This window comes from Methylobacterium haplocladii (genome assembly GCF_007992175.1).
GTDB classification, from domain to species: Bacteria; Pseudomonadota; Alphaproteobacteria; order Rhizobiales; family Beijerinckiaceae; genus Methylobacterium; species Methylobacterium haplocladii.
In genome coordinates, this window is sequence record NZ_BJZT01000031.1 from 61155 (window position 1) to 72847 (window position 11693).

At 67.5% G+C, this 11693-nt stretch carries 13 protein-coding genes; 6 read left to right on the forward strand and 7 right to left on the reverse strand.

Going from position 1 to position 11693, the window contains the following annotated elements; translation table 11 throughout:
• Positions 1-1509, forward strand: coding sequence for a DUF6880 family protein (locus MHA02_RS14455; protein ID WP_147079823.1), 1509 nt, complete (start codon positions 1-3; stop codon positions 1507-1509).
• A gap of 6 nt (positions 1510-1515) precedes the next feature.
• On the opposite strand, the gene MHA02_RS14460 is transcribed toward MHA02_RS14455, so the two are convergent.
• Positions 1516-1881, reverse strand: coding sequence for a DUF427 domain-containing protein (locus MHA02_RS14460; RefSeq protein ID WP_147079824.1), 366 nt, complete (start codon positions 1879-1881; stop codon positions 1516-1518).
• On the reverse strand, positions 1878-2780 hold the full coding sequence (locus MHA02_RS14465; protein ID WP_147079826.1) for a methyltransferase domain-containing protein: 903 nt from the start codon (positions 2778-2780) through the stop codon (positions 1878-1880). The genes MHA02_RS14460 and MHA02_RS14465 overlap by 4 nt, the downstream gene beginning before the upstream one ends.
• Positions 2781-2918: 138 nt before the next feature.
• On the opposite strand from MHA02_RS14465, the gene MHA02_RS22715 reads away from it, so the two are divergent.
• Both MHA02_RS22715 and MHA02_RS14470 read left to right on the forward strand, forming a co-directional pair.
• Positions 2919-3134, forward strand: coding sequence for a hypothetical protein (locus MHA02_RS22715; RefSeq protein WP_238180161.1), 216 nt, complete (start codon positions 2919-2921; stop codon positions 3132-3134).
• Positions 3131-3898: a ComF family protein gene (locus MHA02_RS14470; protein WP_238180160.1), complete on the forward strand. Its 768-nt coding sequence runs from the start codon at positions 3131-3133 to the stop codon at positions 3896-3898. The genes MHA02_RS22715 and MHA02_RS14470 overlap by 4 nt, the downstream gene beginning before the upstream one ends.
• Before the next feature lie 57 nt (positions 3899-3955).
• Here MHA02_RS14470 and MHA02_RS14475 read toward each other — a convergent pair whose 3' ends face one another.
• Positions 3956-5212, reverse strand: a complete 1257-nt coding sequence (locus tag MHA02_RS14475; protein WP_147079829.1) for a nitrate/nitrite transporter — start codon at positions 5210-5212, stop codon at positions 3956-3958.
• Positions 5213-6062: 850 nt separating this feature from the next.
• Positions 6063-6359 carry a hypothetical protein gene (locus MHA02_RS14480; RefSeq protein WP_147079831.1) on the reverse strand — a complete coding sequence of 99 codons (297 nt, stop codon included), beginning with the start codon at positions 6357-6359 and terminating at the stop codon, positions 6063-6065.
• Positions 6360-6727: 368 nt separating this feature from the next.
• Between MHA02_RS14480 and MHA02_RS14485 the strand changes: the two genes are divergently transcribed.
• Complete coding sequence (locus MHA02_RS14485; RefSeq protein ID WP_147079833.1) at positions 6728-7660, forward strand: L,D-transpeptidase; 933 nt, start codon at positions 6728-6730, stop codon at positions 7658-7660.
• 52 nt (positions 7661-7712) lie between these two features.
• Here the strand turns inward: MHA02_RS14485 and MHA02_RS14490 are convergent, their stop codons facing one another.
• Positions 7713-8093, reverse strand: a complete 381-nt coding sequence (locus MHA02_RS14490) for a hypothetical protein (protein WP_147079835.1) — start codon at positions 8091-8093, stop codon at positions 7713-7715.
• Positions 8094-8228: 135 nt separating this feature from the next.
• A complete protein-coding gene (locus MHA02_RS14495; RefSeq protein ID WP_147079837.1) occupies positions 8229-9293 on the reverse strand; it encodes an alpha/beta hydrolase in 1065 nt (354 codons plus the stop codon).
• A 190-nt stretch (positions 9294-9483) separates the two neighbouring features.
• Here MHA02_RS14495 and meaB point away from each other — a divergent pair, with 190 nt between their 5' ends.
• A complete protein-coding gene (meaB, locus tag MHA02_RS14500) occupies positions 9484-10473 on the forward strand; it encodes a methylmalonyl Co-A mutase-associated GTPase MeaB (RefSeq protein ID WP_147079839.1) in 990 nt (329 codons plus the stop codon).
• The gene (locus tag MHA02_RS14505; RefSeq protein WP_306424439.1) at positions 10470-11198 is read left to right on the forward strand and encodes a pyroglutamyl-peptidase I; all 729 of its coding nucleotides are present in this window, start codon (positions 10470-10472) and stop codon (positions 11196-11198) included. The genes meaB and MHA02_RS14505 overlap by 4 nt, the downstream gene beginning before the upstream one ends.
• On the opposite strand, the gene MHA02_RS14510 is transcribed toward MHA02_RS14505, so the two are convergent.
• Complete coding sequence (locus MHA02_RS14510; RefSeq protein ID WP_238180158.1) at positions 11117-11554, reverse strand: hypothetical protein; 438 nt, start codon at positions 11552-11554, stop codon at positions 11117-11119. The genes MHA02_RS14505 and MHA02_RS14510 overlap by 82 nt on opposite strands.
• Positions 11555-11693 lie beyond the last annotated feature (139 nt).

The following is an 11693-nucleotide window of genomic DNA, read 5'->3' on the forward strand; positions in this document are numbered from 1 at the left end:
ATGGGACGCAAAGCGGCACGGGATAGCGCTGCCTCCAAGCCCAGAGCGCCGGCCAAGCGTGCCTCGAAATCCACCACGCCGACACGCGAGACGCTCGCCGCCCTCGATGCGGCCACGCTGATACGGCTGGTCCTCGACGAGACCGGCCAGAACCCCGCCTTCAAGAAGCGTGTGAGCGCAGCGCTCGCCGGATTGCAGGGGCCGGATGCCGTCGCCGCCTTGATCGACCGGCGGCTCGCGGCGCTCGAAAAGGCCCGCGGCTTCATCGATTGGCGGAAGTCCAGGACCTTCGTCGCCGACCTCGATGCGATGCTTGCGACCATCGTTTCCGACCTCAGGCCCCTCGATGCCGGCATGGCGCTGGATCGCCTCGTGCGTTTCCTCGATGGTGCCAACGCCACCCTGGAGCGGGCTGAGGACTCCGCCGGCCGGATCGAGGGCCTTTACGACGACGCGGTGCGCGCCGCCGTCGAGATCGTGAGGGCGCTCCCGCCGACACAGGTCGCGCGCGTCGCGGAAAACCTCGTTCCGATGATCGTGGGCGAGAGCTTCGGCCTGCTCGACGGATTGCTGCAGGACATCGTGGCCGTTTTGCCCGCGGAGGCCCTCGGCGCTCTCGATGCCCAACTCGTTGCGGCGCTCGCCGCAATCCGGGAGCCGACGGCGGAGGATCGGGCGAAGGCCAATCCCTACGATTTCGGTCCCGCCTACGCGATCCGCATGGAGCGACTGCGCCTCTCGCGGCTGCGTGAGGCGATTGCAGATGCGCGCGGCGACGTCGACGCCTTCATCGCAATCGAGAGCCGGGATACGCGGGAACCGCCCGACGCGATCGCGATCGCCGAGCGTCTTCTCGCGGCGGGCAGGGCGGGGGAAGCGCTCGACTGGATCCGCCGGCCCTATCCGTACGGTCACGTCGGCGAGACGAGCGAGGCCGGCGAGCCGGGTTGGCGTCGTGAATGCATCGAGATCCAGGTCCTCGATGCACTCGGGCAACACGGCGAGGCGCAAGCGCTGCGCTGGTCGCGCTTCGAGCGCGTCCTCGACCCGCAGGCGCTGCGGGACTACCTCGCCAAGCTTCCCGATTTCGAGGACGAGGACGCGCTGGAGCGGGCTTTCGCCTATGCTTCGGCGCAGAAGGATCCCCACGGCGCCTTGTTCTTCCTGGTCGGATGGCCACAACTCGACCGCGCCGCGAAGCTCGTCATGGCGCGGAGGACGGAGTGGGAGGGCCGGTTCTGGCAATGGCTCGCGCCGGCAGCGGAGGCACTGGAGCACGATCATCCGCTGGCCGCGAGCCTGCTCCACCGGGCGCTCCTCGACGACATCCTCGATCGCTCCCGACACAGGGCCTACGGCCATGGCGCACGGCACCTCGCCGCCCTCGAGGATCTCGCCGCACGGCTGGAGCCGGGCGACTTGACGCCCGGCCACGCAGCCTATGAGGCCTCCCTGCGCAAGGCTCACCGACGCAAGTCCGGCTTCTGGGACTACGTCGACGACGTGTGAGCCGTCCTACGCGGGCATCTCTTCGATCGCGTCGACCTTGTCCGGATAGAAGGCGAGGTGATCCTTGATCGCTGCGACCGCCGGGAAGGGCGCCTCGTAGCTCCAGACCGCAGCCGCCTTCGTCGCGCCGTCGATGGTGAGGTCGTAGTAGCTGGCGTCGCCCTTGTAGGGGCAGTGGGTCACGCGCGGGTTCCGGATGAAGAGCGCCCAATTCACGTCCGCCCGCGGAATGTAGAAGACGGCCGGGTAGCGCGCTTCCTTCAGCGCCAGAGCCCGCGTCGTTTCCGCGACGACCGTGCCGTCGACGACGATCCGGACGCGCGTCGCGTGCGGCGTGATGGTGATCGGATGATCCGGGCCGGGCTGTTTCATCGCAACTGTCCTTCGGTGCCGTCGACGATGTACTCGGGTGTGCCCAGAGCGTCGGCGAGGCGGCTCTTGGCGCTGCCGGGCTTGAGCGGCTTCTGCTGGCTCTCGTGCGGGGTCCAGCCGGAAAGCCAGATCATCTCGAAGGTCGCGCGCAGTCGGCCGTCAGGGTCGGAAAAGCGCTCGGCATAGATTTCGGCCGCTCGCAGCAGCGTCGCCCGGCGCAGCGGCGTACGTCGGCGCTCGGTCAGGGCGTTGGTCAGGCCCATGGCGCGCAGGTCACGCATCAGCGCGAACGGATCGGCGTAGCGCACGGTCACGCGTTCGGAATCGGCGACCGGCAGGCTGAAACCGGCCCGCTGCAGCAGGCCGCCGAGATCGCGGACCTCGGCGAAGGGCGCGACGCGCGGCGAGAGGCCGCCTTCCATCTCGCTCTCGGCATGCTGGAAGGCCTGCCGCAGCTCCGTGAGGGTCGCACCGCCGAGGAGGCAGCCGACGAACAGTCCGTCGGGCTTCAGCGCGCGCCGCACCTGCACCAGCGCGCCCGGCAGGTCGTTCACGGCATGGAGCGCCAGCAGGGATACCGCGAGATCGAATGTTTTGTCGCTTCCGAACGGCAGAACCTCCGGATCGCCGATGACCGATAGGTGTTCGAGCGCTTCCGGCATCTGGCTCAGACGCACCACCGCATCGACGTAGCCGCCCGCACGCAACCACGCCGCGGCAAGGGGGCTCGGTGTGCCGAGGTCGAGAGCAAGGGGGAAACGGCGCAGAACCGCCCCGAGCCGCTCGTCGAGATCCTCGACGGCCCGCGCCAGGAGGAAGTCGGCGTAGCCGGCGCGGTGCGCGCGGGCGAGCCGCTGCCGGACCAGGGCCGTATCGAACAGTGGGACGGGCGCGCTCATCTGGCGTCCGAGATGGGGCCGGCGCGAGCCGGCCGCCAGGGCCGAGTGTCATGCTGCTCGGGCGATCACCAATCCGAGAGCGCGGAACCGAAGCCTGCCGCCGCCGTTCCTGCTCCGCCTCATGGCTTGGAGAGTTTCATGAAACGCTTGCTCACCGTCGCCGCTTTGGCCCTGACCGTCACCGGCTTCAGCGCCGCCGCCGAAGCGAAGGGCTGCATCAAGGGTGCGATCGTCGGCGGTCTCGCCGGACATGCCGCCGGACATGGGGTCATCGGCGCGGCCGGCGGCTGCATGGTCGGGCGTCACTACGCCAACAAGAAGGATCGGGCGCAGCAGCAACAACCGTCGCGTTGACGCCGCTGCCGATCGGCGCCGTTTCGGGCGGCCTGCGCGCGGCATTCGGCGCCGCGCTCGGGCTCGTCTATCCACCGACCTGCATCGGCTGCGGTGGCGCGACCGCCCAGCCCCACGCCCTCTGTTCCGCCTGCTGGTCCGGCCTCCGGCTGATCGAGCGGCCGTTCTGCGAACGACTCGGTACGCCCTTCGCACTGGATCTCGGTGTCGGCGCCTTGCTCAGCCCGCGCGCCATCGCCGACCCACCGGTCTATCAACGAGCCCGCGCCGTGGCCCTCTACGACGGCACCGCGCGGGATCTCGTCCATCGGCTGAACTACGGCGACCGGCTGGATCTCGGCCGCGCCATGGCGCGGATGATGACGTCTTCGGGAGCCGAGCTGATCGCGGACGCCGATCTCGTCGTGCCCGTGCCGCTCCATGCGTTCCGCCTCTGGCGACGACGCTTCAACCAGGCAGCGCTTCTCGCCCGCGAGGTCGCGCGCGTTTCTGGAGTGCCGTGTGACGTTCGAGCGCTGACGCGGGTGAAGCGCACCCGGCCGCAGGTCGGGCTCACGCGTACGCAGCGCGCAACAAATCTCCAGGGGGCATTCCGGGTGCCGGAGTCGGCGCGATCCCGGCTCGCCGGACGGCACGTTGTCCTGATCGATGATGTCACGACGACCGGCGCCACCGGCAATGCTGCGTCCCGCGCTCTGCTGAGGGGCGGCGCGCGACAGGTCGACCTCCTCACCTTCGCGACGGTCTCGGCCGGAACGGAGTGACCGCGAACGGAAACGAGGGCCGCGAGGCCCCCGCCGATCCGTCGATGCGTGTCGGGTTCAGGCCGCGATCGGCTCCAGCCTGCCGGCTGCCTGAAGCTGTGCCGGGGTCGGGTCGATGACCTTGCCGCGCGGGCCGACCCAGGCGCCGACCCATTTCTTCTGCCAGAGGAACAGGCAGCCGAGCACCACCGCGGCGAAGACCGCATAGACCACGAAGCCCGTGGCGAAGGCGCCGGTATATTGCTTCGAGAAGCCCATCACGTTCGGCAGGATGGCGCCGCCGAGCGCGCCGATCTCACCGATCATCGAGCCCGACACGGCCGTGTTGGTCGGGTAACGCAGGGGCACCAGCTGGAACAGCGCGCCGTTTCCGGCCCCGAGCGCCGCGAAGCAGAGCATGAATAGGATCGTGGTCACCGCGAGAGACGGCGTCGAGGTCAGCGCCAGGAACGATCCGATCGCTGCGAGCAGCACCACCGACAGCACCGCGATGCCGCCGATCCGGTCGGCGAAGTAGCCGCCGACGATGCGGATGCCCGAGCCCATGAAGGCCGCGAGCATGGTCAGCCGCCCGGCCTCGACCTTGGTCACGGCGAATTGCTCGTAGAAGAAGGTCGGCAGGAAGTTCGACAGGCCGATGAAGCCGCCGAAGGTGATGACGTAGATCAGCGAGAAGGCCCAGCCGTCCTTCGTGAACAGGCAGGAGATGTGCTCCTTGAAGGACTGGTGCTCGCTGTCCGGCGGCTCCTTGGCGAGAATGATCATGACGATCAGCGGGATCACCATCACCGCACCGGCAAACCCGTAGACGGCCTGCCAGCCATAGGCCTGGGCCAGCGGCGGCGCGAACAGCACGGCGAGCACCGTGCCCGAATTGCCGGCACCGGCGATGCCCATGGCCAGTCCCTTGTGCTCCGGCGGGAACCAGCCCGAGCCGAGCGACAGCGCGACACCGAAGGAGGCGCCGGCGATGCCGAGCAGCACGCCCATGGCCAGCACGTCGTTGTAGCTCGACACGAAGAAGAAGCCGTAGATCATCGCCAGGATGATGACGCTCATCTCGGTGATCGCGGCGTTCTTGCGGCCGATATACTGGGCAAGGATGCCGAGGGGAAAGCGCATGATCGCACCGGCCAGGATCGGCAGCGAGATCATGAAGCCGGTCTGGGCCGGCGTGAGCTTGTAGGTCTCGGTGATGAACGGGCCCATCGCCCCGTTCAGCACCCAGATCGCGAAGCAGAAATCGAAATACAGGAACGCGGCGAACAGGGTCGGGGGGTGACCGGATTTCATCACGGTCTTGAAGCTGGCCATGCTGGTGCTCGTCTCTCGGCTCGTCACTGGGACGCGGCCCGCCTGTTGTGAGGAAGGGCCGGTCATGCGAAGTCCGGCCTCGTCGCCGTCCGCATGCGGGGCGCCGTTGCCCCACGTGCCGCCAAGCCAAAGCGGGCAGCGCGCCAACGCAAAGCAGCAACTGTGCCAGATGAAGCCGGAAGAGCGAGTGTGGCCGAGGACGTCCATTCGCGACGCGCTACGGGCAAAGCCACCGCATGCTAGTGGTCGAAATCTAACGCTTGGTACCCGCCGCGAGGGGCTGCTTCCGACCCAACTCAGACGTTCAGCTTGATTGCGCAGCAAACCACTGCTTAATCAGATAGAGATGAAAAACGTGGCTGGATACCATTATAAGGCCAAGGATTGCCACGTCACGAATCTGTTGGACTTCCCTCTTGTGATGGCTGGATAATAAAAAAGACACTAACGCGAATATACTAAATAACGGTATGATCGACAATCCAATGAATTTTGGCGCATATAAATTAACTTGCCAATTTGTATTCCAGTGCATTGGTATTTGATTAGTATCACCAAGAAAATGAGCCGCAATCAACGACAAAGATATGTTTATAACAATCGGAGCGGCCGCTATAGCATAAATCGTTTTCAACGTGGCTTCTCCCTCATTGAGAGTCTGCTTTCCACCCGTTGCGGACTTCGCTGGCGGGTACCAAGCGTCAGATTTGGACCACTAGCTCGCCGATGCGCCGCCGATTGGCGGCTCAACCATGGTTCATCGAGCTGCCTCACGAACGAGCATGGCCGTTTCGAAGGCAGCTTCGCTTCGTTTTTGTGCGAATGCCGCGTTCGGCAGCGAAGGCGCCGCCTACGGGCAGAGGTTCACCTTCTTTACCACCCAGCCCTCACCGGGCTGCCAGAGCTTGCGCCGCCCGCGGAAGCAGGCGCGCTCCTGCTCGCCGGAGGTCCAGACGCCCGTCGGTGTCGTGGAGGCCGTCTGGAGCTCGGTGGCTTTGGCTTCGAGGGACGGAGTGGCGGTGCGCGCCGCTTTGGCGGGCGTCGTTCGAGGCGCCTTCGCGATGTGACGGGCGGCCTTCGCCTGTGGCCGTCCGGCCGCCTCCGCCGGCACCCCGGACAGGCAGGTCACGCCGATCGCGAGCGCCATGAGAGTACGGAGACGATGACGAGAAAAATCGGGCACGGGAGGCTTTCCCAGGTCGGCGATACGGCCACGATTTCATGTCGTCGGGACGCGCGCCTTTTCAATCACCTTCGCCTGTGAGTTGCTGTGCACATCCACACTTTCGCCACATGCTGACAAAAGAGACACGCCGATGTGGGCAGTTTGCCGGCTTTGACTGATTTCGCCGCATCGCGACCATTCGCAGGCTGGCGGATAAAGCCCGGCTGTTGCAGCACGGGAACAGGATTTCTTGCTATCAGGCGGGCTGAGCTGACGACCGTCCCCAGCGTGGGAATCGACGGCCCGCGAGGTCCCGATCGTCGCCGCAATCGTTTTCGTCGAGCAACCCGATGTTCAAACCGACTACCGCTCCGAACCGCCGCAAGCTTCTCGTCGGCGCCGCTTCGAGTCTCGCGCTGATGGGCCTGACCGGTCCCGCGCTCGCGCAGACGGCCGGCGGCTACGACGACGGCCGCCTCTACAAGGATCAGAACGGGCAGCTCTACCGCAAGCGCGCCGGGCAATACGTTCCGTATAGCGGCCCCGTCGTGAACGGCCGCCCCGTGGACGATCCGAGCGCCGCCTTCGACGCCGACGACTATGCCCGCCGCCGGGCCGAGCGCTATGGCGAGCCGCCGCCCCAGGATGCACCGGCCGTCGAGGCGCGGCCGGCGCCGAAGCAGGCCGGCTATCCGGTGCCGGAGCGGCCGATCGACAACGGTCCGGTCGACTACGCCCGAGCCTACGGACCCGTCGAGGGCGAGCCGTTCGCGGTGCCCCCGATCCCCTACAAGAAGTTCAATCAGACCTTCCTGCGGGCCGAGGTCGATTACCGGACGAACGAGGCTCCCGGCACCATCGTCGTCGATCCGCGGGCCCATTTCCTCTATCTCGTCCTGCCGAACGGCCGGGCGCGGCGCTACGGCGTCGGTGTGGGCAAGCAGGGTTTTTCCTGGTCGGGTGCCGCGACGGTCAATTCGAAGCAGGCTTGGCCGGATTGGTATCCGCCGAAGGAGATGATCGAGCGCCGGCCGGACCTGAAGGGTCAGGTCTCGAAGCTCCAGAGCGGCGTCGGCGTCCCCGGCGGCTCGGGCAATCCGCTTGGCGCGCGCGCCATGTATCTCTGGCAGAACAACAAGGACACGCTGTTCCGCATCCACGGCACCACCGAGCCGCAATCGATCGGGAAGAGCGTCTCGTCCGGCTGCATCCGCATGATCAACCAGGACGCCATCGACCTGTTCAGCCGGGTCAATGTCGGCGCCAAGGTCGTGGTGCTTTAAGGAACGCCCGCCGCAAAAAAGAAACGGCCCCCGAGCGGGGGCCGTTTTTCGTTCAGGCGTCCAGGTGATCCTGGTCGTCGTCGTCGAGTTCGACCAGGAAGACGATGTCGGCCTCGTCTTCTTCCTCGTCCTCGTCGTCTGCCTCATCCGCATCCGTCTCGGGAGCCTTCGCATCGGCATCCTGATGGTGCGCATCGGCCTCGAAGTCACCGCTGCCGTCGTCCTCGGACAAAGCCTGCTCGAACTCGTCGGTCTCGTCCTCGGTCGAGGCGCGAATGCGCAACTCGGAGGTGCCGTTCCAGAGCGGGGTGCCCGCGCTCTTCATCGTGCCGATGTCTTCCTTGAAGCCGTCGCAGGTGAACAGGTCGCGCGCCGTCTCTTCGTCGGCATTGATGACCGCGATCGCCTTGCCGTCGATCTCGAGAGTGAACATGCTCAGTGCGCTCCGTGCCGGGCGCCGGCCGCGCCCGCCGCGGGCAAACCACGGCGCCGGCCCGGAGTCACCCCCCGAAATCGCAGGGCACCGAACACGCCGTCCGGCGATCCGCCGGCGAGTAGGCGCCGCGGCTCAGGCCCCGCTGCCCCGCGAGATCGCGCGCTTGACCACGCCCTGCACCTCGGGGTTCGAGAGAAAGAGGTCGTGGTTGATCAGGCCGCCGCCGTAGTCGGAGGCGTCGGCGACGCGGACGCCGAGGGCTTCCAGACGGTCGCGGTCGGCGGCGCCCGCGCGCGTTCCGCCGGCGAGCACGCCCGAGAGTTCGAGCGCCCGGTCGTTTGTCGAGGAGATCACGGTGATCTTGTGGACGTCCGGCCCCATCCGCTCGACGGCGTTCGTGAACAGATCGATGTCGATATCGGGGGCGGCGAGCACCACCGCGCCGATCCGCGCCATCGCGGCCTCGCCCGCTTCCGCCCGCAGCATCCGCAGGGTCTCGAGCGTGAGCAGCGTGCCCATGGAATGCGCGACGATGTTGATGCGACCGCCCGAGGGCGAGGCAGCGAGCGCCTTCAGCAGATCCTCGAAGGCGTCGCGCGACCACATCGCGCTCTCACGGTCGTAGCCGTAATCGAAGGTCGCCGCGGCCGAAGGCCACGTGAACAGCGCCGAGGCCCCGCGGAAGCGGATGCCGTCCGAGAGCATCGCGGCGCTGACGGCCGACGATTCGAAGCTCTCGCGGTAGCCGTGGACATAGATCAGCACGTCTCGGCCGAAAGCGGCCTGCGAGAAGGCCGCCGCCGCGTTGGCGCCGGTCTCGACCTGCGGAATGGACTTGATGGCCCAATCGCCGTTGACGACGGCCGAGACCTTGCCGACGAACGAGCGATCGGGTGCGGAGATGCGCACCTCGGCGAAGCTCAGGCCGCGGCCACGCTCCGAGCCGAAAAACGGAGATTTCGTACCGCCGTTCACGGCCTTGCGCGTCGTGGCGACGAGCAGCACCGGACTGACGTCGAGGGCGGATTGGTCCCGCGCACCCGCGCCGACTGTGCCGGTGGACAGGCCGTCGGCGATGCAGCCGGACAGGCCGGGCGTGACCGCCGCAGCTCCGAACAGGGCGGCGATCCGCACCACGGAGCGCCGTGTCGGCGCATCCGCCTCGGCTCTCGTCGGTCGCAAGCTATGCCACCTCATCGTGCGATGTCCTTTTGCCGGGCAGACGCGACCGCGCCCAGCTTCTCACCGATCGTCTGCGGGACGATCTTGGCCATGACGAGGCAATCGGCGGCGATCGTGTCCCCGACGCCATCTCCGTGCCCGAACGGCCACATCGGGCCGGCGTGCCCCCTCGACGAACGGCCGTGCGCCCGGCATGAAGAGCGCCATGGCGCCTATCCTTCCCGACATGGACAACATCCGCGAGCGGCTGCTCAGGGGAGACCGCGCGGCACTCGCTCGCGCCATTACCCTCGCCGAGTCCCGGCGGCCCGATCACCGCGCCGCGGTGCGCGATCTGATCGACGCGGTGCTGCCCGAGACCGGCAAGGCGATCCGCGTCGGCATCACAGGCGTGCCCGGCGTCGGCAAGTCGACGACGATCGACATGCTCGGCAGCCAGCTGACCAAGGCCGGCCACAAGGTTGCGGTGCTCGCGGTCGATCCGTCCTCGACCCGCACCGGCGGCTCGATCCTCGGCGACAAGACCCGGATGGCGCAGCTCGCGCAGGACCGGAACGCCTTCATCCGGCCTTCGCCCTCGTCCGGTACCCTCGGCGGCGTCGCGGCCAAGACCCGTGAGACCATGCTGCTCTGCGAGGCGGCGGGCTTCGACGTGATCCTGGTGGAAACGGTCGGCGTCGGCCAATCCGAGACGGCGGTGGCCGACCTCACCGACTTCTTCCTCGTCCTGATGTTGCCGGGAGCCGGCGACGAGCTTCAGGGCATCAAGAAGGGGATCCTGGAGCTTGCCGACATGATCGCGGTCAACAAGGCCGACGACGGTGAGAACGAGAGGCGTGCCAAGGCCGCCGCACAGGATTACCGCGGCGCGCTCCACATCCTGACGCCGGCCTCCGCCACGTGGTCGCCCCCCGTCATCACCATCTCCGGGCTCCACGGCAAAGGCCTCGACGATCTCTGGTCGAAGATCGAGGATCATCGCCAGAAGCTCACCGCCACGGGTGAGATCGTCGAGCGCCGCAAGAAGCAGGATGTGAAGTGGATGTGGGCTCTGGTCCACGAGCGCCTGCACCAGAAGCTCACCGGCAGCGTCGAGGTGCGCAAGGCGACGGCCGAAGCCGAGAAGTCGGTGGCGAGCGGCGAGCATTCGCCGGCGGCCGGCGCGCAGGCGATCTCCGAATTGATCGGTCTTTGAGGCTGCCGCGCCTGCTCGTCACCGGGTTCGGCCCGTTTCCGGGCATGCCGATCAATCCGAGCGCGACGCTGGCCCGGCGGATCGCCGCCTCGCCGCGGCTGCGCCGAACAATCGGGACGGCGCCGACGCTGCTGATCCTGAAGACATCCTATGCCGCAATCCCAGAGGCGCTCGAGCCCGCGCTGGCTCAGCGGCCCGACGCCGTGCTGATGATCGGCGTCGCACGACGCGCCACCCGCATCCGCGTGGAGTCCAGAGCGAGCAATCGCGCGAGCCGGTTGTTTCCCGACGCTTCGGGCGCCGTCGCGCGCGACCTGACACTCGACCGGGGCGGACCGTCCGGGCGCAGAAGCGCGGAGGCTACCCGGATCCTCGTTCCCTTGAGAACGGTCGGCGCCATCGCGTCGCGCGACGCGGGGCGGTACCTCTGCAATGCCAGCTACTACCGGGTGTTGGCGGAAGGATGTCCGGCGATCTTCCTGCACATCCCGCCGCTTCCCGATCCGTCGCGACCCCGGAGATCGAGGTGGCGTCCGCGCCGACGCCCGCTCGATGCCTGGACGGATGCCTTCGTCGATGCGGCGTTGATCCTCCTCGCGCCCGCCCGGCGTTTGACGGCGCACCTTGAGAAGGGGAGGGGGCCTTACGCTGCGGGCCGAACCAGCCTCGGAATGAACGCGCCATCGGTGAGGGCGGCAGCGAGCAACGCGAACAATCCGATGTGAAGGCCTGCGGCGGCGAGGCCGGCCGACTGGAGTTGCCACAGACACAGCGCGCCGCCGACCATCAGCCCCGGGCCGACGACGTAAACGACCTCGCGCCAAAGGGCGGCCGGCCTTTCGAGCCGCCAGTAGCTGATCCCGAACGCGAGCAAGGCGAAGGCGCCCTTCAAGACGGCCATGAAGTGGAGCAGCCGCACGAGATCCGGATCGACGATCAAGAATGCTGTGCCCGGCCCGATGACCGTGCCCAGTCCGATAGCGGACATGGCCACGGCGAAAAGGAGAATTCGCCGGCGGGCGGCGCTGCGATGATCGCTTGCCGGCGCGGCTGCGTGGGACATCGTGATCGCAGACGCCATCAGAACTCTCCCGTCGCCTCAGGCTGCTTGCGCACCGCCAGTCCCGAGTCTCGCCACGATAGCGGGTTCGGTCCGCGTGTTCGAGGCTTCTCAGATCTGAGACGCCAGCCTCGCCCGGTCGATTTTTCGCCGGCTCGAA